A 19439-nucleotide genomic window follows, 5' to 3' on the forward strand; every position below is an offset into this window, starting at 1 on the left:
AGAATCGGCGAAACTACAATTTCACGCAGACCGATTTGGTTTGCAGGTAGTTTTCCAGCGCCGCATGGCCCATTTCCCGTCCCCATCCGGATTGCTTGTACCCGCCGAACGGCAACGCAGCGTCAAAGATGCTGTAGCAATTGATCCAGACCGTGCCTGCCTTGACGGACTTGGCCAATCGATGTGCTTTGGAGATATCACGTGTCCAAATGCCGGCGGCCAAACCGTAACTCGAATTGTTGGCCTTGCCGATCAGTTCGCTATCGTCGCCAAACGGCATCGCCGCGACCACAGGTCCAAAAATCTCCTCGCGTACGACTGACATGTTTTCCGATGCATGCTTTAGCACCGTCGGCTGAACAAAGTAGCCAGGCCGATCCAGCGCCGCACCACCAGCGGACGCTTCGGCACCTTCGGCGATACCCGCCTGCAAGTATCCCGTCACACGTTTGAACTGCTCGCGCGAAACCAACGGCCCCATTTGAGTCGTCGCATCGAACCCGCTGCCGACCTTCATATTCTTCGCAATCTCGCTGATGCCGGCCACGACATCGTCATAGATTCCTTTTTGAACGAACAGCCTTGAACCGGCGCTGCAGACCTGTCCCTGGTTAAAGAAAATCGCGTCCGCTGCACCGGCGATCGCCATGCCCAAGTCGGCGTCATCGTAAACCACATTGGGACTCTTGCCCCCAAGTTCCAACGTCACCTTCTTTAAGTTTCCAGTCGCGGCATTGATGATCAACTTGCCGACTTCGGTCGAGCCGGTGAACGCGACCTTGTCGACGTCCGGATGCGAAGCGATCGCGGCGCCGGCGGTTTCACCAAAGCCGGTCACGATGTTGACGACGCCGCTGGGAATGCCAGCTTCCAAGATCAGTTCGCCCAACCGCAGCGCCGACAGCGGCGTTTGCTCGGCCGGCTTCAGCACGACCGTGCACCCTGTCGCTAGCGCGGGGCCCAATTTCCAAGCCGCCATCAACAGCGGAAAGTTCCAAGGAATGATCTGTCCCACCACGCCAACGGGTTCTTTCAGCGTGAACGCATGAAATTGGCTGCCCGGTGCATAGGGCACGTTCAGCGGGATCGTATTGCCCTCGATCTTCGTCGCCCAACCGGCCATGTAGCGAAACATATCGGCGGCCAGCGCGACGTCGGCGGCTTTAGCAACGCCCAACGGCTTGCCGTTGTCGATCGTTTCCAATTGAGCCAACTCGTCCGCGTTGGCTTCGATCAGATCGCCAATCTTCCAAATCAATCGACCTCGATCCGACGCTGTCAGCTTGGACCACGGTCCCAAATCGAACGCCCGGCGAGCCGCTGCAACCGCCAGATCCACATCCGCGGCATCGCCTTCGGCAGCCTGCGCGATAACCTGATCCGTGGCGGGATCAAAAACGTCAAACGTCTTCCCGCTGACCGCGTCGACCCACTTGCCATCGATCAACAACTGTTTGGGTGATGCCAGAAACGAATGCAGCGACTTGGGGATAGAATGCTCGATAGCAGCGGACATGGAAGGTGGCTCCGGCAATGAAAGTGACATAGCGATGCAGTGTCGCAACGCGTTCTGTCATTTTAGCGGACAATTCGACCGCGATGCCAACGACTTTCGTCACTAAGGACTTGTTTAAAAGCGACGCCGGCATTCACAAGCACAAAATCATCTACCCGCTCGCGGAAGGGTAAATTCCCGAACTTATTTCCGTACGACGCCTTAATCCATTGCCTGAATCTTAAAAGTCCCTCTGCAAAATCAATCTCATAGCAATCCGAACAACGATGGCTCGACAAACTCATGATCGCGAAGACCTGTTTCGCGACGGCACGCAAATGCCCTACCGAGGCCGTATCCAGATCGGCGACGCCGAAGTGGTCGTTGGTTTTCGCACAGGCGGTGCCGCAAGTTTGTACTGGGACCAAGACCCAGTGTTTCAGTTCAACAGCGATCACGAAGTTCGCCGCGTCTACTTTGCCGGTGATCGCTATGCCGCCAACGCAGGAAAGCTGGTCCGGCTGATCCAAAAACGTTCAGATCACGAAACAACCACCGAGCGACTAAGACTCGATCAAGCATCCGTCGCCGACGACGTCAATGACGGCATCGATTCCAAACTGCAATTCTGCCTCGCCCAGCTCCGATGCTCTTGCCGCCCGAACTCTGGCGAACCTAACGACGCTGGCGAACCTAACGATCAGGCAGCCTGGGAGGTCACGGGCGAATCAAAAACGGAGTTCCTGGCACGACTGGATCGGTGGCTCGGCACTGTCGGGAATCCCGCGGTAACGGCCCGTGGGCCGGCGGTCAGTTCAGCCTGACACGCGTGAAACCATCGCAAAAACCACTGTTTGCATCATCCCCGGACGGTCGCCTAGCGCCTGCCCTCTTCACTTTCCAGCCCCGTCGCTTCATACTTTTGCCCATACAAATCCTCTCGCCACACAACGAAAGCTATCGATATGGGACGCTCCGGAGTCATCACGTTCAAGGGCAATGCTATGACACTTGAAGGCAACGATCTGGCCGTCGGTTCGGCCGCACCAGATTTCAAGTTGATCTACGCTGACAACGGCCTGCAAGCATTGACGCTGGCCGACTTAAAGGGCAAGCCTTCGATCATCAGTGTCGTGCCAAGCCTGGACACACCAACCTGTGCGATTCAAACCAAGAGGTTTAACGAAGAACTCGGTTCGCTAGGCGATAAGATCAACGCCGTCACCGTCAGCCGTGACTTGCCATTCGCCCAAGCTCGATTCTGTGGCGCCGAAGACGTCAAGATGCGAACCGCTAGCGATTACCAAACTCACGCTTTCGGAACCGACTACGGCCTAACGATCGAAGAGCTGAAGCTTCTGACTCGCGCCGTCATTGTGCTCGATGCCGACGGTAAAGTTGCCTACAAAGAAATCGTTGCCGAAGTCACTCAAGAACCTGACTACAGCGCTGCGATGGCAGCACTGCGAATGCTTGTTTAGAGCGACCTGACTCGCAACACCAACTCTCTCGTCAACCATGTTTACCGTCGCCGCGCTCTACCGATTTGTGCCACTTTCCGATCACGTCTCGATGCGTGAAGCAATCTTGGGGTGCATGGTGGAACACGGCGTGCGGGGAACGTTGTTGTTGGCCAGCGAGGGTATCAACGGAACCGTCGCGGGCAACCGTGACGGAATTGAAAACCTGCTAACTTTCTTGCGTGATGATCCGCGCCTTGCCGAACTGGACGTCAAGTGGTCCGAGTGCGATGAGATGCCATTCAGGCGGTCTCGCGTCCGGTTGAAGAAAGAGATCGTGACCCTTGGCGTCGAAGGCATTGATCCACTTGCCTCAGTCGGCACCTACGTCGACGCGGCCGAGTGGAACGCACTGATCGACGATCCCGATGTAACGCTCGTCGACACTCGCAACGACTACGAAGTCGCGATCGGAACGTTTCGCGGCGCGATCAACCCCAACACGGATAGCTTTCGCGACTTCCCAGACTTTGTGTCGAAGAATCTTGATCCTAAGAAACACAAGAAAGTCGCCATGTTTTGCACCGGAGGAATCCGCTGCGAAAAGTCGACGGCACTGCTGAAGAAAGTCGGCTTCGAAAACGTCTACCATCTTCGCGGCGGCATTCTGAAGTACCTCGAAACCGTTCCTGCCGAAGACTCTCGTTGGCAAGGCGACTGTTTCGTATTCGACGGACGTGTTGCCGTCGATCACGACCTGCAAGAATCCAACCACGTGATGTGCTTTGGTTGCGGATGGCCGGTATCGCCAGATGGCCAACAATCCGACGACTACATCCCCGGCGTCCAGTGTCCTCACTGTGCCAGCGAATTGACGGACGAACAACGCGCCCGATTCGCCGAACGCCAATTCCAGTTGCGGCAACGAATCGCCAAGCAAGCGACGTCGCAAGCATAGGTTTCGTCGCGCCAATTTCGCTCGCCCAGTTTCCTAAAACAGCGCATAGATAAACGGCGCGGCGGGTGAAGCGGACAGAAACACCATCGCCATCATCAACACGGTGACGATCAAGATCGGTGCGATCCACCATTTCTTGTTGTAGCGCAGAAACGATGCGAACTCGCGAATGATGCCCGGATCTTTCACGGCGACTCGCTTTGGATCGGGTCGGTTTGATTCTGATTTCTTGTTCATCGTTGGCGTGTTCAATACGTTCGAAAAAAACGATCGGGATCATCACAAATTGGCATGGACTTCCAGTATGTCAAAAGCAATAGCGGTGCCTTACGAAACCGCCGCAAGATTCCGATCGGTGTGATAACCCCATAATAGACGGCCCCCATCCCAGCCGTCCCGAGAATTCGGTTCCAAAGCCGAAATGCTCGCCTGGCCGCCATGAACCTTGGCTGTCGCTCGCCAGCCGAGTCTTCGACCACCGGTGGACTTGAAACCTCCTTGGATCGAACAATGAAGTTCTCGATCACCAACACGTCCATGTCGGTTTTCAAGTAGCAGCGCAGCGCATCATCGGGCGACGCCACGATCGGCTCGCCACGAACATTGAAACTGGTGTTGACCAACATCGGACAACCGGTCGCTTCAAAAAAAGAACGCAGCAATTGTTCAAACGATGGGTTGTCAATCGCGTCGACGGTTTGCACGCGAGCTGACCCGTCAACGTGAGTGACAGCAGGGATGCGAAGAATGTTTGAACGGACCGGATGCACAAACATCATGTAGGGACTGTCGGCGTGCCCGGCGCAATCAAACCAATCCTCGGCCTGATCCGCCAACACAGCGGGTGCGAAAGGGCGAAACGATTCGCGAAACTTGATCTTTTGATTGATCCGCGACTGAGTCGTCACGCCGCGAGGATCCGCCAGGATGCTGCGATTACCGAGAGCCCGAGGCCCGAACTCCATCCGCCCGGCAAAACGACCGATGACTTTTCCCGCAGCCAACTCGGTGGCGACGACGCCCGCTATCTGATCATCGGAAACCACTTCGCACGACAAACCATGACGCTGGATCGCGGCTTCAACCACATTCGCATCAAATTCAGGTCCCAACAACGCATCACATCGTTTCAACGAGGCTGAATCGCGTTCTTTTTCGAAGACGTCGTACCACCCCAGCAGTGCCGCACCGATCGCACCACCAGCATCGCCCGAAGCCGGTTGCACCCAAACGTCATCGAACGGGCCTTCTCGCAGCAATTTGCCATTGGCGACACAGTTCAGCGCAACGCCGCCCGCCATGCACAACTTCGTTTGGCCGGTAACCTGGTGAACGTGCCGCGCCGTCTTCATCACGACTTCTTCCAGGACGACTTGGATCGACGCCGCCATGTCTTGATCAAACGGTTCAATCGGTGCATCGGGATCGCGTCGCGAGCGGCCGAACAACTGATCGAACTTTACGCTCGTCATCGTTAGACCAACTTGATAGTCAAAATACTCAGGCGACAAACGGAACGATCCGTCATCACGAATATCAATCAGCTCGTCACGAATCAAATCGACAAAACGCGGTCGCCCATAGGGTGCTAAACCCATCAATTTGTACTCGCCCGAATTCACTCGAAATCCAGCGTGATAAGTGAACGCCGAATACAGCAGCCCGATCGAATCAGGAAACTCGATCTGGTGACTCAGTTCGATTGACCGGCCACGACCGACGCCCCATGTCGATGTCGCCCATTCGCCGACGCCGTCCATCGTGATGATCGCTGCTTCGTCGAACGGCGACGGGTAGAACGCGCTGGCGGCGTGGGATTGGTGGTGCTCCCAAAACCCGATGGGGCCGGTGTACCGCCGACCAAGTTGTTTGCGAATTTGTTTCCGAACATGAAGCTTTTGCTCAAGCCACGAAGGCATCGCAGTAGCAAACGACCGAAACCCGCGCGGCGCGGCATTCAGGTACGTATCAATCAACCGATCAAACTTTGCCAGCGGCTTTTCGTAAAACGCCACCAGATCAAGATCACCGGCATCGATGCCGGCCGCGGACAAACAGTACTCGATCGACTGAATCGGGAACGCCGGGTCGTGCTTGATTCGCGAGAACCGTTCTTCTTGGGCCGCTGCCACAACCCGACCGTCCACGACCACTGCAGCAGCAGAATCGTGAAAAAATGCGGAGATACCGAGTATCGCAGTCATGGATTCACCGCTGATCGACAGGTCAACAGAAAGGACAAGGTGGTTTCCCGGCATGTTTCATGGATGGCCGATCCACGATCGGCAGACGTAATAGTTTACCGCATTTACCAAAACTCTTTGATCCGCACCGATACCGTCTTCGCCGCGATCGTTCCGATCGGGATTTTAGTTACATCGATTTCAACTGATACCGATAGCAGGAGTGGGCTATTTCCGCATCTGCGGATTAGTCCGGCTATGAACTTCGCGAAACGGCATGACGGCAAAACCACACCAGGTTCGCCGTTGCCAAAACACTCGCCCTACCCTGCTTTACTCTGTACCCAAGTAAACGACGATGGCAGACGCAAACAAATCGATGGGACTGTCGCCCAACGAACTTGACATCTCGGGAATGATCCGTCGCCGCTGGCGATTGTTGGTGTTCGGCATGGTGGTCGGTGTCGGTTTGTCGATCCTGTATTTCAAGACCGCGCCTCGGGTCTATGAATCCAGCATCGAAGTCTTGGTCGGGCAACGATCGAGCGAAATGACCAATCGCGGTACGATCAGCAGTACTTCGGGCGGCACCGAAGGCATGGGCGAAGACGAACTGGCAACGCACATGCGTTTGTTTGTTGCTCGCAAGGTCTTGACCGAAGCGATCAAACTCGGTTCCCTCGACGAACTCGACACTTTCCGCAAAGCGCGTGAAAACGACCAATCGCTTGTCGATCACATTTTAGAAAACATCGAAGTCGAGCGTGGTGGCGAAGGGGCAGCCGCCGACGCGATGGTCCTTCGCGTCTTCTATCACGCGTCCAATCCCGAAGAATCGGCCACGGTACTGGCTGCCGTTTTCCAAAGCTACAAGCGGTACATCGATTCGCAAGACCAAGACAACAGCAAGCTTGCGGTCGAGCTGATCGAAGCCGCTCGCGAGACACACGAACAGGAACTGTCCGACGCTGACGCGGCGTATCGCGACTTCGTCGCCTCGGTGCCCGTCTTGCTAGAGGGCGACAAAGTTCGCGACATCCATAAAGAACGCTTGTCCGACATGGAAACCGAACTGAACAAAGTTCGATCGTCGCTTGCCGAAAACGAATCGCGACTGCAAGTGATTTTGACAGAAGCCGAAGAACGCGGCGACGAGCTGGCTGGCGAAATGGACCAACTCGCTCTGCTTAGCGAGAAAGAAGTCGACCGCTTGAAGTTCTTTTTGGACATGACACGTGGCAGCAGCCAGTCTGAAAAGTTCCAAGCCGAGGCGCCCGTTCGCCAAGAAGTCGCCAAGGCCCAATACAACCGCCTGCTTGACTTGATCCAACGCGAAAAAGCACTCAGTGATACATTTGGCAAAGGTCACCCATTGGTCGAAGCCACTCGACAGGAAACCGAAATCACTCGCCAATTCATCGCCGCCAACGCGCCCGAAACCAAGGCTCGCGAAACCAAGACGATGGACGCCGAAGAAATGCTGAAGACGTACGTGATGCTGCTGCGAAACGACATCTCGGAACTTCAAAAACGTAAGACGATCCTGATGGAGGAAGCCGAACGCGAAATGTTGGCTGCGAAAGAAGTCGAAGCGTCGTTCATGGAAAGCAACTCGCTAAAAGCGAAACTCGCTCGCGCTCAGTCACGTTATGACCAAGTCATCGTACGTTTGCAAGAACTGAACTTGTCTCGATCTTACGCCGGTTTTTCAACCGACTTGCTAGCCAGTGCCGAAGTTCCTCGCAACGCAGTCTGGCCAAAACTGCCGATCGTATTGGCAGTTGGCGTCGGCGCCGGGCTTGCACTAGGCCTCCTATTGACCTTGGCCGCCGAAACGTTCGACTCGACCTTCGGTAGCGTCACCGATCTGGAATCGACGACCAAAGCGGCCGTCATCGCGCACGTTCCGCGGCTCAACCTGCGGACCCTACGCAAGGCCGCCATCGCGGGATCGCAGCTCGATCCGTCCTTGCTGACGTACCATACGCCGAGATCCGCCGAAGCCGAAATCTTCCGCGTCGGCCGAACGTCCTTGATGATCGCCAACCGCAAAGACTCGGTCCAAACCATCATGGTCACCAGCCCGCAACCGGGCGACGGCAAGTCGACCACAATCAGCAACTTGGCGATTTCGTTCGCCCAGGCGGGCAAACGAGTGCTGTTGATCGACGCGGACATGCGGCGTCCCGTGATCTCGAAACTGTTTGGAATTGACGACAGAAAAGGTTTGTCGGACTTCCTTGCCGGACGGGTGGAGTTTGCCGATGGTGTCGTGGAAACCGAAGTTCAGAATTTGCATATCATGCCAAACGGCAGCAACACTTCCGAGCCAGCCGAACTGCTGGAATCACATCGCTTGATGCGGCTGTTCCAAAACGCCTGCGAGTCGTACGACTTGGTCATGATCGATGCTCCGCCCGTTTTGGCGGTTGCCGATCCAGCCATCATCGCGCCTTACGTCGACTCGGTTCTATTGACGGTTCGGGTAACCAAGAACGGTCGCGGAACCGTCGAAGACGCCGTTCGGATTTTAAACGACATTCAAATCACGCCGGCCGCGGTAATCGTCAATGGCATCGACCGAAACGCGCTGAAAACGTACGCCTATGGCGGTTACGGCAAAGGCAAGTACGGCGGTGGCTACATCGGTCATTATCACGCTGATTATGCCGCCAAAGAACGAAGCGACGTTCACCGCTCCGATGCAACGCGTAGTGAACCGACACCCAAAAACGGACGTCCAGCCACTTTCGCAGCGGCCAGTGCAGATTTGGGATCCAGCGTTCGACGTCAACCGGCGCCGATCACGATCCCGAGTGGCGACGCGCCACCGATGGCGGATCAATCATCCAAGTCCTAGCGGTGCGCCGTGCGTAAGCAACGCAGCGTGAAGTGTCGCCGCGTCAATCACCCCAGGGGCCCGCGAAAATACGATTCGCGACCTCAATCCACCGCACAATCAAGAACAGGAAGCCATCAGCGTGGACAGCCGGCTGCAGCAATCGCCGAACGATGAAGTCGAACCTCGATGGATCGAATCAATCGCTGCATGGATTGGCCGTGCAACGATTTTGGTGGCGTTGGTCTACGCGATGTGGCGCTACGGCGCCGTCGAAAGTTTGGCGCTACGAGACCTGTCGATTCTTCTGATCGCCGCATCCGTGCTGGCGATGATAAAGCAGCTTGCTGGCCGACGAGCGGCCCCGATCCCGATGACGCTGTTCTTGATCGCGATCGCCTGGATCGGCTACGCGTTCGCACAATCGGTTCCCAGCCCATCATGGATTCCCAACACAACCGGCTGGTCGCAAACGATCTTTGCAGCTGAAAATTTGCAGGTTCTGTCCGATACGATTCCGAACTACACCTCACAAGAACTGGCATCGCCACCAAGGCCCACCGCAAGCATCATTCCGAGCCATACTCAGCAAGCGATCGTTCCGTTTTTGTTGGCAACGATGATGCTGGTCACATCGGCGGTGCTGTTCGATTCCAAACGTTCACGAGCCGCGTACTTATGGGTGCTGATGATCAATGCGGCCGCGATTTGCATTTGGGGAATCGTGCAGCGAGCAGGCGGTGACGAATACATTTTGCCGGGCGTTGTCTACGACGTCGACGGCGCGCCGTTTTCCAGCTTTATCTACAAAAACGCCGGTGCAGCCGCCATTTTACCAACGCTCGGCATGATCGCGGCGCTCGTGATATATCGTGCGGACTGCGGGCCGGATGACAACATCGGCCACCAAGCGTTCGAACGAGTCGACCTGTTTTCGACACGATTCTTGACGCTCATTTCGCTGGCGATCTTCGTGATGGTTGGTCTGGGAACATCTCTCTCGCGAGGAGCTTGGGTTGCCGGCGCTGGAGCTGCGATCGGTGTGCTGCTGATACGAGGCCGCGCCGAAGTCCATCGCACTCATGTGGTCGCATGCGTTGTCGGCTGCCTTGCGATCGCGGGCGTGATCAGCATCAGCGGCGTGCTGGGAGACGTATGGGAACGAGCCGAAGATGTCTCGATTACACGGCTCGCCAACGACCAACGGTGGAGCCACACCAGCGAAGGATGGCGAGCGGCGGTTGCAAATCTGCCCTTCGGCAGCGGCCTTGGCACGTACGGCTATGCCACACTGCCGCATCAAAAAGAAACCCATACAACGTGGTTTCGAAACGCTCACAATCAGTATCTGGAGACGCTAACCGAGATGGGGCTGGTAGGCACAACGCTTGTCATTCTGGGGATTTTGGTGACAGCGATCACGTCGATTCGAATGATCCGCAACAATCCAAGACCCCAAGGCCAGACCTGGGGAATGATCGGACTGTTTACGTTGCTTTGCTGCGTCATCCAAAGCATCTATGACTTTGTCATCGTGATTCCGTCCAACATGCTGCTTTACGCCAGCGTGATTGCAATCGGTATCGCAGTCCACAAGCAATCGATCGCAAGCACCAAGCCACGTCACTTCGGCTTTACTGGTTTTGTATCAGTTGTCGTGCTTGCTGGCTTAACGATCGCGGCCGGCGTGTGGGCCCATGCACTATCGCAACAACAAATCCGAACAGACTTGGTTCTAGCGCAAACACGATACGCCGAAACGGATGACGCACCTTCGGCACCAGAGATCACCGATGCAATTGCCAAGCTAGACCAGGCAATCCTAGAAGCCCCCATGAACGCGGACTTGTACAAGACTCGAGCCAATTGGCGACTGTGCGAATTCCGCCTTGCAGTTATTGAACTCGCTGCACAGCAAAACGTCACCATCGATTGGCAGAACTCGCGGCTGACTTCATTGTTTGACATCGTGATCAGCAGCGAACTAGCACAACGTGATCAGGTACGAAACGATTTCTTGGCAACGCCTGAACTGAAAACGTTAGTCGGCCAGTGGATGGGCGATGTCGACGCCTCACTGCGACGCCAACCCCTATCGCCACGCAACCACTTGGCCGCTGCCATGATGGCACCGATGACCGAACAACCAACCGCTCCGTGGATCCAATCGGCCAGTCGGTTGATCAACAATAGCGACGAGATGCTTTTCATCAACGGTTGGATGGCCGCGAAGAACGGCCAAATTGACGAAGCCATCGATCAGTGGAAACGGTCACTGTCGATCAGTTTGCTATTTGTCGACGAAATCTACGAACGCAGCCAAGGACTGATCGGTCCGATCCAAATCGCCGAGAATTTGATTCCACCTCGTCGCACCGACCTGTTCTTGCGATTGATCAACCAATCACCCGAGGCAAGCGAGTCCGACCGAATCAAGCTGGCCGAAAAAGTGGTTGAGATTCTCGAAGCAAAAGAAGGCGTCGACGACGGACTTCGGTTCGAAACGATCGCTCGAATCTATCAAGCCATCAAACGAAACGACGAGGCGACCGAGGCTTGGAAAACCGCGGTCTCTGCGACCGGCCGAAACCTTGAATACCGCCATCGCTACTCGCTCGCCCTGCGCGCCACCGGAAAGCTGCAACTCGCACTCGACCAAGCGTCTCTTGCCAGCGCGATCGATCCCCGTGATCCCCGGTTCCCGCCTCTTGTCGAACAACTTCGACGCGAAATCGGAGGCGGACGTTCGATCCGATAGCAACATGAAAACCGCAACTAGCAAATCACCAAACAGCCCATGCCCGCCGCCGATGTCAGCCATGAAAGTCGCCCTTGCGCACCACTGGATCACAAGCTATCGCGGCGGCGAGAAAGTGATCGAACAGATCGCCAAACTGTTTCCAGGCAGCGACTTGTATACGTTGGTGCAAAACCCCAACATTGATGTACCGGGACTTCGCGGCACCACGGTCCACACCAGCCGCCTGAATCGGTTCCCACTCGTCCACCGCACCTATCGCCATCTGCTGCCGCTGCACCCATGGGCCATTGCGGGCATGCGAGTTGCCGACGATGTGGACTTGCTACTCTCAAGCGATGCTTCGCTGTTCAAGGGCATCCCCAAAGCAGCCAGCACCAAACACGTTTGCTATTGCCATTCGCCGCCACGGTATCTGTGGGAACTGGGATCGGACTACAAGCGAGCGTCGTTTGCCGCGCGAATTGCGTTGGACCGATTCGCCGGCCGATTGCGTGAATACGACCGCAACTCAGCCGCCAATGTTGACCACTTCATCGCCAACTCGAACTTCGTCGCCGGCCGGATTAAAAAGTACTACGATCGCGAATCAACGGTGATCTACCCACCGGTAGCCACCCACGATTTCGTCGCCAATCAAACGCGAGGCGACTTTCATTTAGCGATTTCTGAACTGGTTTCCTACAAACGCATCGACATCGCAGTCGACGCTTACAACAAGCTCGGCAAACGCCTGATTGTGATCGGCGATGGACCGGAACGCAAAGCACTGCAGGCGGCTGCAAAATCCAACATCGAATTTCTCGGGCGACAGCCGTTTAGTGTCCTGAAAGAGCACTTCGAAACTTGCCAAGCGTTCGTGTTTCCGGGGATCGAAGACTTCGGAATCACCCCCGTCGAGGCCCAAGCCGCAGGCGCCCCCGTGATCGCACTGCGAGCTGGCGGAGCGCTCGAGACCGTCGTCGAAAACGAAACAGGAGTCTTCTTCGACGATCAATCTGCCGAGTCCCTGATCGACGCCGTTGAGCGTTTCGCATCCGAAGCGTTCACCCCAGAATCGTGCGTGCGAAACGCTGTTCGATTTTCGACCGATCAATTCCGCGACAAGTACATCGCGTTTCTCGATGACATGCAAGGAAGAAAAGTTCTCACCCGCGATGATCCCGCGCGGGAGGATTCAGAATGAAAGACCAACCCCGCCGCCGTTCACTGAGTCGCCAATTTGCATGGTGCAGTGCGATGCTAACGCTGGTATGCATGTTTGGTTTCCCCAAAGCCGGCGTCTATCTTGGCACCATTCCTTTGACGCTGGGCTACGCGTTGCTGGGGATTATGGCGGGTGCAGAGCTAGTGTTTCTAGCAACCAACCGAATTGGCCGCATTGAACGATCCTACGTTTGGCTAACCTTGCTAATCTTTACGCTGGGGCTAGTCGAAATGTTTTCGTTTAGCATCTACGGAAGCATCTCCACCGGCGCGCTCGTTTCCATCGTGGTTAGCACGCTCGTCGTCCCATTTGTCGCCGTCTTGGGGTCACGATGGATGATCCGTGTGCTGGGCATCTCGGATGTACTTCGAGCGCTCCGCTGGGCGCTCGTTCCTGTGTTCATCTACGGAATCTTTTCATTTGCTGTCTACAACACAACGGGAAAGGTAGTCGGTATTCCGTTTCTAACGACTACTGGAAATGACCTGTCATTGATTGCGACTCGCCACAATTTGCGAGGCCCATTCATCAAGATGTTCTCAACTTACAACAACGGAAACATTCTCGGAGTCAATTTGCTGCTGTGGGGGCCGATTGCTGCCCTGGCATCCGCGCCGCTGGCATTTTCTTATCGCACGCTTTGCGTCCTAACGCTTTCGCGTTCGGTCTGGGTCGGACTGCTCGTTTTGGAATTCGTCACCGCGATCGTCAATCAATCGATGTTCAAACTATTCCGCGCACTCGTCGGAATTTTCATCTTGCTTGCGATTGGGATCCTGGCGTCATGGGTGATCGGCAGAGATCCATTCCAGTTCTTGTTCGACCGCAACCTTGGTGGCCGCGTCGCCAATCTGCAAGACGCCCTCGAGGTCATCAGCACTCAGCGGATCGCGTGGCGCAATGAAAGTGTTTATGCGGCGTCTTACTTAGCGTTCGGACCAGTCGGACTATTTCTGATATCGACGATTTGGTGGTTCCCTGTATTCGCTGGCGGACGCGCACCGATTCAGCAAACTGCAAGAATCGCATTGTTCGTCTACCTGATCATCGCAGCGGCAGAAGGAGCCTTCACTCTGGTGCCAACGCAAGGAATCTATTGGTTTGTTGCGACCATCGCACTCTGCCCCGAGGACTGGGTGCGTGTGGACACCAAGGATGAAGCAGAAGAAATCACGGACAAGTCTACCGAACCCATCACGAACATCAGTCTTGATAAAACCAATCCGCAATTAGCGTTGTCGCCATAGGCACCGCGGCAATGACGCGGTGTTCAAGCAAATCGATGCGCATCGACGATCCGGTCGACGACGCTTTCCCAAGTGAACTTTCGGCCATGATCTTTCACGCTATTGATATCGAACGCTGATTCGCCGGTTGCGATCTTAGCGATGGATGTCGCCACTTGTTCAGGATCGGGCGTGGCCAACAGGTATCCCGAGACACCATCGTCGATCGCTTCGCCGACACCACCGTTGTCGACGCCGATACTGGGCACTCCACGCGCTGCGGCTTCGGCGAATGAGATCCCGAATCCTTCGACAGTATAGCTTTGAAGCAGACGGTTGGGCATCGCATAGGCGTCCATTAGATCATAGTGGTTGACCAATTCCTCTTCGGGGATCCGGCCTGCGAAGACGACGTACTTCTGAAGTCCTTTTTGCTCGACCAATGATTCAAGCGACGCTCGTTCGGGCCCAGAACCAGCAATCAGGTAGCGAATATTCGGAAGCGTCGGCTTCAACGACTCAATGGCCTGGATGACAACATCATGTCCTTTCCGCTTGTCCAACCGGCTGATCGTACCGACGATAAAATCAGTGTCACCAAAACCATAACGCGATCGCAACTCGATCAATTTCGCATCATCGACAGGGTCGGTTAGAAAGGCCTCGGTGACACCGCAAGATGTCAAATGGCTGTCGTGGTCGTAACGTTCCTTCAGCTCTTTCGAAACGAAACCGGTCGTCGAAAAAATTCGCTCGGCTCCCGCCAACGACCGAGCAAAGAGAGCGTCGGTTGACTTCTTGCGAGAATACCGAATCAGTTCGGATCCGTGCAGCATGACTTCGTAGGGGACTTTCCCCATCATGTTCAGGATCGGAAGCGGCAGCGCATTGGCAGGATCAATGATCAAAATTCGATCGAACGATTCCTTGCGAATCCAGCTTCCCATCGTCAATGGCCACACCGTGGTCAGATAGATCTTTCCAAGCGAGCTGTTGGCCGGACGAGCATAGTACTTTGTCTTGACTCGCTCGTTGCTGTTCTGGGACCGTGACTTGGTCATCAAGGTGACATCGTTGCCACGATCCAGCAGGTGCTCGGCAACCGCTGCTGCCACACGAGCGATGCCGCCAATGGTCGGCCGATACTCGTCGCTGATGATCAAATACTTCATGCCTCACCTTGTTCAGAAAGCGTCTGTGGCGTTGGAGGATCGTCCCGAAAGAATGAGGCGAAACAGCCAGTTGACAGCAGCAAAACCAAAAGGAACTCGCAGCTCAGACTCGTCCAAATCGCACCGTGCCACGAGTAGCGAGGGATCAAGAACCATGCGACAGCAACGTAGGCAATCACGACAGTCACTTGAGCAGTCGCACGAAAGGTTTGACGTCCAATTGCCGACAAATAGTTGCCCATTGAGTAGTGAAGCACTTGCAGGATAGGCAAGACACAACCGACTCGCAACACATCAACAGAGTCGTTGAAATCTTCACCAAGCAGAACAGTCGCCCATGGAGCCAGCAAGTAGATACAGGCCGAAAGGCAACAAGCGATAAGAAGATTGACTCCCAAAACGCGTGAAGAAAATTTCAAGCAATCGCTTGGACTCTTTGCCGCGTAGGCGACTTGCTTTGGAAAGGTTGCTTCCAAGATTGCCCGGATCGGCAAAAATGCGAGCGACAAAATTTTGTAGCCTGCCGCATAGGTGCCAACGATTTCAGACGTCGTCCAACGTGCCAAAAACAGTTTGTCCATATCAGTGTAGACAGCCTTGCTGAACACGCCGGTGGTGAACGATAAAGCCAACTTAAAATTCGACCGGAGCGCGGTCCAAGAAACTTGCGTAGCACTGGACTGACGTGCAAGAGAAACGAAGAAGTACAGAAGCACTGGAGTGAAGCAGATATCCAAAATGATCACCAGCATCAGTAGCGAATCATTGCCGGACATCCATAGCAGCATCGCAACGATTGCCTTCGTCGCCGAGACCGAAACGTTGATCGCCGAAGTCCCTTTGATCTCTCGTCTCGCTTGACGAATTCGAGCGATTGCTAGGCATGCGCGCACCAAAGCCAACTCGCAAATCGCCAGACCTAGCATTAAATGCCATTCAATCAAGTTGCCAGAACCGGTTTGGCTACAAATCAACGCCAACGCAATTGCCAGCGGAATCCCTAGTGCCAATGTTGCGACGACCGAGTTTGCAAGCCAAAGGCCGGTTTCTTCTCGATCTTGGCTCACCCGAATGAGCGCTACTTCGCTGTAACCGATGCCAGCAAACGGCGAAACAAGATTGATGGCGGCTAGCGCAGCAGCGAATTGTCCAAACCGCTCGGCCCCTAGCATGCGTGTCAGAATCAAGAAGTAGCCCATTTGCAAAATCAATTGAGCGACGTAACCAATTGCCAGGATCACCGAGTCCGTAAGATGCTCTCGTGCACCACTACCCTTTGAGATCGCCGAACGACCGGTCGCAACCAAGTTCGATAGCTTACCGCGTTTCGGCCCTGGACGACGGTTCACTTGGTTGCTTCAATCCGCATGTCGCGACCGGGATAGTGAGTCTCGGTGCGATGGGAGATCTTTACGGACGAGAAGCCAATCGAGCGAAGTTCCTTTTTGATTTCTCGAGCAGACCAAACGTAACGATGGGTTTCAAACTCGATGCGATCCCATTGATTGCCGTAAAACTGGTTACGGGCAACTCGGCGTCGATTGGCGATCGGATGGAACAACCAAAGGATGCAGCGGGCAAAATCTGCGACCTCGATGACCAGCTTGCCGCCGGGACGCAGCATTCGGTGCCAATCCGTCAGCATGTCGACACATTGCCAACGTGTGAAATGGTCAATGGTGTGGTAGGTCTGAAATTCGTCGACGACTGCATCGGCGAGACCAAGGTCTGTCATATCCGCAAACACATCCGCGTTGCAACCATCACGTGATGAGTCGTTGATGGTCGGATCATGGGGATGCAAGTCGACGTTGATAAACCCGTCTAAATGTACGCCACCGCACCCGAGATGCAGCCGGACGGGTTGACCAGCGAGTTCCGCAACACGCGTAGACAGGTCAGTTGATGAAAGAGTTGACATGGGGTGGCTCAGGTTTGATCGATTTGCTGTGGCGGATCTTCTATGCTTGGCGAGTAATGTCGCGAATCTCAGTGGCAGCTTTACTCTCGAGTCCAAAGTAAAGTTTCTTTGGTAAACAGCGTTCGTCCAATTTGCATGTCAAAAAGCACAAGCTGCTCTGCCGGCAAATTGAAGGGTTCTTCGGTCAGTCGGATCGGCCTGGATCCACCATCGACCGTTTCTGAATTTGGCTCTTGAAACTCACGCATCGTGCCAAAAACACTAAAGCGGTTACGTTTCATTTTGCGATAGTCATTCGTCAGCAATGCATAGCGATAACGTTTGAGATTGCCAGACAAGAACTTTTGCACCGACTCGTTCGACAAGTGCTGGAGCACGTCTTTGCAAATGCATAGATCGGCAGAAGGCAACTCATCGCTGGTCAGATCCGCACAAGCGAATCTCATCTTATCGCTTCCATGTTCACGATTAAGTTCTTCGGATAGCGACGGAACGATGTCGACGCCGGTGTAGTCGACCCGCGACCAATCAACGTTTCTAGAAAAACTCCAGTCGCCACACCCAATGTCCACAACGGATTGGATGTCTTCACGGGCCACCACTTTTTCTAGACAGTCCACATACTCCTTTAATCGAAAAAGCTCAGAGCCGGGACCGCTACGGGATGTGCTTCCCCATTCATGGTCTTTGTAAATGCTTGCAAATTTGGATTGGCGATTCATAGCTTTGGACATTTCTTGGATGTGAGCGAGCAACCGAGTTTTAACCTTGTTCGCTTGGCACACGAAGGAAAACTCGAAGGCCAAAATTGCATTGGTGCTGTGCCAGTGAAGGCGCGCGATTCTAGATGTTCGATTTCGGCCCCGCGCAGGCAGTCTTAGGATATCTGGCAAATTGCAGCTAGCCGGATCCCCGCAGGAAAGCCGTCGATCTTGATTTTTTTCGGTATTTCAATGACTGGAATCTCACGAGTAAAAAAGCGAATGAGTACCCGGGATTGATTTGGTGCAGAAATCAACAACATTTGCGGGCTTCTTCGTTCGATTTCTTCCAATCGTTTTCCACCAAAGCAGCGATAGTGCTAGCCATCGAAAAATGGACGATCAAGAATCCATGCATGAAACTTCGACAACCGAAATACCCCCCCAAAGTTGGCGGGTATTTAATTGATATAGCATCCATCGCTAACACCGAAAACTGCGATTGGTTCGCGACTCTTAAGTCGTTAGTCTTTCGAGCTTGCTTCGATTTCCTAATCTGTTTGCTTTTCGCGCAACGTCCTTTTCTCGTCCAATCAATCGATGTCACAATTCGCAGCCTATTCTGATTTTTCAACCGCCTCAAAATCTGTGCTCGCATTTCTGCACGCACGATTTGGGTTCAAACTATGGATGGTCACTCGCACCGAAGGCGATGACTGGATCGTGCTAGATGCGAACGATCATGGATACGGTGTGGCACCGGGAAATGTCTTTTCATGGGCAGATTCGTTCTGTTCCAGGATGGTTCTAGGCAAAGGTCCCTGCATCGCTCCGGCTTCGCAGTCCATTCCCGCTTACGTCGCGGCGCCGATCGGCCAACAGGTTCCCATTGGCGCCTACATCGGCATTCCCCTGGAAGATGCCGATGGTGGGCTGTTTGGAACGCTCTGTGCCATCGACCCCGAGCCTCAATTTGCGATTACCGAAAACGACTTGCCGCTTTTGCGAGTCACGGGACGGATGCTCGCTAGCATTCTGGTCGCGGAACTCAAGCTGTCCGCGATCGAACGAAACAAGAGCTTTTCAGCTCTCAAAGAACTTATTGATCCAGCAACCAAAGTGCTGAACGCCAACGGGTGGGAACAGCTAGTCGAAGCAGAAGAAAACCGCTGCGTTAAGTACGGCCATCCGGCGCAAATCTTTGCCATCGAGATGGCGGATAATTTCGACGTATCTAACATCACCGCCGCAGTCGAGCGGCTAAAAATTTTCCTGCCCGAAGACGGCGCGATCGCACGCTTGGCAGCCAACGAGTTTTTGATGATCGCACCAGAGAGCAGCACGAGTGACGGCCAACAGCGATTGGAGGCAATCAGAAAGCATTTCCGCGACGCCGGCATTCCAATGGCGATCGGTGTCGCCAGTCGTGACCCTCGCCTTGGAATGGGACCGGCGATCGCAGCCGCGCGGCAGATGCAGCAAGCAGAAATCGAAGCACGCGTGTAGTCACAGCGGTGAG

General features: G+C 54.7%; 15 protein-coding genes. 8 read left to right on the forward strand and 7 right to left on the reverse strand.

What is annotated here, in order from left to right; genetic code table 11:
- Positions 1-13 precede the first annotated feature (13 nt).
- The gene (locus tag Poly59_RS23390; RefSeq protein ID WP_146536510.1) at positions 14-1516 is read right to left on the reverse strand and encodes an aldehyde dehydrogenase family protein; all 1503 of its coding nucleotides are present in this window, start codon (positions 1514-1516) and stop codon (positions 14-16) included.
- 266 nt (positions 1517-1782) lie between these two features.
- Between Poly59_RS23390 and Poly59_RS23395 the strand changes: the two genes are divergently transcribed.
- From Poly59_RS23395 to trhO, 3 genes are all read left to right on the forward strand, one after another.
- Entirely contained in the window at positions 1783-2319 is a 537-nt protein-coding gene (locus Poly59_RS23395; protein WP_146536511.1) for a hypothetical protein, read from the forward strand.
- A 141-nt stretch (positions 2320-2460) separates the two neighbouring features.
- Positions 2461-2976, forward strand: coding sequence for a thiol peroxidase (gene tpx, locus Poly59_RS23400; RefSeq protein ID WP_146536512.1), 516 nt, complete (start codon positions 2461-2463; stop codon positions 2974-2976).
- Between the two features lie 37 nt (positions 2977-3013).
- Positions 3014-3913: an oxygen-dependent tRNA uridine(34) hydroxylase TrhO gene (trhO, locus tag Poly59_RS23405; RefSeq protein WP_146536513.1), complete on the forward strand. Its 900-nt coding sequence runs from the start codon at positions 3014-3016 to the stop codon at positions 3911-3913.
- 33 nt (positions 3914-3946) lie between these two features.
- On the opposite strand, the gene Poly59_RS23410 is transcribed toward trhO, so the two are convergent.
- On the reverse strand, positions 3947-4150 hold the full coding sequence (locus Poly59_RS23410) for a DUF5989 family protein (protein WP_146536514.1): 204 nt from the start codon (positions 4148-4150) through the stop codon (positions 3947-3949).
- 11 nt (positions 4151-4161) lie between these two features.
- The gene (locus Poly59_RS23415; protein ID WP_146536515.1) at positions 4162-6117 is read right to left on the reverse strand and encodes a carbamoyltransferase family protein; all 1956 of its coding nucleotides are present in this window, start codon (positions 6115-6117) and stop codon (positions 4162-4164) included.
- 337 nt (positions 6118-6454) lie between these two features.
- On the opposite strand from Poly59_RS23415, the gene Poly59_RS23420 reads away from it, so the two are divergent.
- The 4 genes from Poly59_RS23420 to Poly59_RS23435 all read left to right on the forward strand — a co-directional run bounded on the left by Poly59_RS23420 (position 6455) and on the right by Poly59_RS23435 (position 14147).
- Complete coding sequence (locus Poly59_RS23420; RefSeq protein ID WP_146536516.1) at positions 6455-8956, forward strand: polysaccharide biosynthesis tyrosine autokinase; 2502 nt, start codon at positions 6455-6457, stop codon at positions 8954-8956.
- A gap of 121 nt (positions 8957-9077) precedes the next feature.
- The gene (locus Poly59_RS23425; protein ID WP_146536517.1) at positions 9078-11693 is read left to right on the forward strand and encodes an O-antigen ligase family protein; all 2616 of its coding nucleotides are present in this window, start codon (positions 9078-9080) and stop codon (positions 11691-11693) included.
- Positions 11694-11697: 4 nt separating this feature from the next.
- Positions 11698-12879, forward strand: a complete 1182-nt coding sequence (locus tag Poly59_RS23430; protein WP_146536518.1) for a glycosyltransferase — start codon at positions 11698-11700, stop codon at positions 12877-12879.
- Positions 12876-14147, forward strand: coding sequence for a hypothetical protein (locus Poly59_RS23435; protein ID WP_146536519.1), 1272 nt, complete (start codon positions 12876-12878; stop codon positions 14145-14147). Before Poly59_RS23430 ends, Poly59_RS23435 begins: the two co-directional genes overlap by 4 nt.
- Before the next feature lie 23 nt (positions 14148-14170).
- Here Poly59_RS23435 and Poly59_RS23440 read toward each other — a convergent pair whose 3' ends face one another.
- From Poly59_RS23440 to Poly59_RS23455, 4 genes are all read right to left on the reverse strand, one after another.
- A complete protein-coding gene (locus Poly59_RS23440) occupies positions 14171-15298 on the reverse strand; it encodes a glycosyltransferase family 4 protein (protein WP_146536520.1) in 1128 nt (375 codons plus the stop codon).
- Entirely contained in the window at positions 15295-16647 is a 1353-nt protein-coding gene (locus Poly59_RS23445; protein WP_146536521.1) for a lipopolysaccharide biosynthesis protein, read from the reverse strand. The genes Poly59_RS23440 and Poly59_RS23445 overlap by 4 nt, the downstream gene beginning before the upstream one ends.
- Positions 16644-17219: a class I SAM-dependent methyltransferase gene (locus Poly59_RS23450; protein WP_146536522.1), complete on the reverse strand. Its 576-nt coding sequence runs from the start codon at positions 17217-17219 to the stop codon at positions 16644-16646. The genes Poly59_RS23445 and Poly59_RS23450 overlap by 4 nt, the downstream gene beginning before the upstream one ends.
- An 80-nt stretch (positions 17220-17299) precedes the next feature.
- Positions 17300-17941: a class I SAM-dependent methyltransferase gene (locus tag Poly59_RS23455; RefSeq protein ID WP_186776470.1), complete on the reverse strand. Its 642-nt coding sequence runs from the start codon at positions 17939-17941 to the stop codon at positions 17300-17302.
- Between the two features lie 669 nt (positions 17942-18610).
- Here Poly59_RS23455 and Poly59_RS23460 point away from each other — a divergent pair.
- Positions 18611-19426 carry a sensor domain-containing diguanylate cyclase gene (locus tag Poly59_RS23460; protein ID WP_186776471.1) on the forward strand — a complete coding sequence of 272 codons (816 nt, stop codon included), beginning with the start codon at positions 18611-18613 and terminating at the stop codon, positions 19424-19426.
- Positions 19427-19439 lie beyond the last annotated feature (13 nt).

The sequence above is a fragment of the Rubripirellula reticaptiva genome, from assembly GCF_007860175.1.
GTDB classification, from domain to species: domain Bacteria; phylum Planctomycetota; class Planctomycetia; order Pirellulales; family Pirellulaceae; genus Rubripirellula; species Rubripirellula reticaptiva.

Bases quoted from the DNA above. Each gene is read 5' to 3' on its own strand.
- Poly59_RS23460 (WP_186776471.1), top strand. From the start codon at position 18,611: ATGGTCACTCGCACCGAAGGCGATGACTGGATCGTGCTAGATGCGAAC.
- Poly59_RS23430 (WP_146536518.1), top strand. From the start codon at position 11,698: ATGAAAACCGCAACTAGCAAATCACCAAACAGCCCATGCCCGCCGCCG.
- Poly59_RS23410 (WP_146536514.1), bottom strand. From the start codon at position 4,150: ATGAACAAGAAATCAGAATCAAACCGACCCGATCCAAAGCGAGTCGCC.
- Poly59_RS23440 (WP_146536520.1), bottom strand. From the start codon at position 15,298: ATGAAGTATTTGATCATCAGCGACGAGTATCGGCCGACCATTGGCGGC.
- trhO (WP_146536513.1), top strand. From the start codon at position 3,014: ATGTTTACCGTCGCCGCGCTCTACCGATTTGTGCCACTTTCCGATCAC.
- Poly59_RS23415 (WP_146536515.1), bottom strand. From the start codon at position 6,117: ATGACTGCGATACTCGGTATCTCCGCATTTTTTCACGATTCTGCTGCT.
- tpx (WP_146536512.1), top strand. From the start codon at position 2,461: ATGGGACGCTCCGGAGTCATCACGTTCAAGGGCAATGCTATGACACTT.
- Poly59_RS23395 (WP_146536511.1), top strand. From the start codon at position 1,783: ATGGCTCGACAAACTCATGATCGCGAAGACCTGTTTCGCGACGGCACG.
- Poly59_RS23455 (WP_186776470.1), bottom strand. From the start codon at position 17,941: ATGAATCGCCAATCCAAATTTGCAAGCATTTACAAAGACCATGAATGG.
- Poly59_RS23390 (WP_146536510.1), bottom strand. From the start codon at position 1,516: ATGTCCGCTGCTATCGAGCATTCTATCCCCAAGTCGCTGCATTCGTTT.
- Poly59_RS23435 (WP_146536519.1), top strand. From the start codon at position 12,876: ATGAAAGACCAACCCCGCCGCCGTTCACTGAGTCGCCAATTTGCATGG.
- Poly59_RS23450 (WP_146536522.1), bottom strand. From the start codon at position 17,219: ATGTCAACTCTTTCATCAACTGACCTGTCTACGCGTGTTGCGGAACTC.
- Poly59_RS23420 (WP_146536516.1), top strand. From the start codon at position 6,455: ATGGCAGACGCAAACAAATCGATGGGACTGTCGCCCAACGAACTTGAC.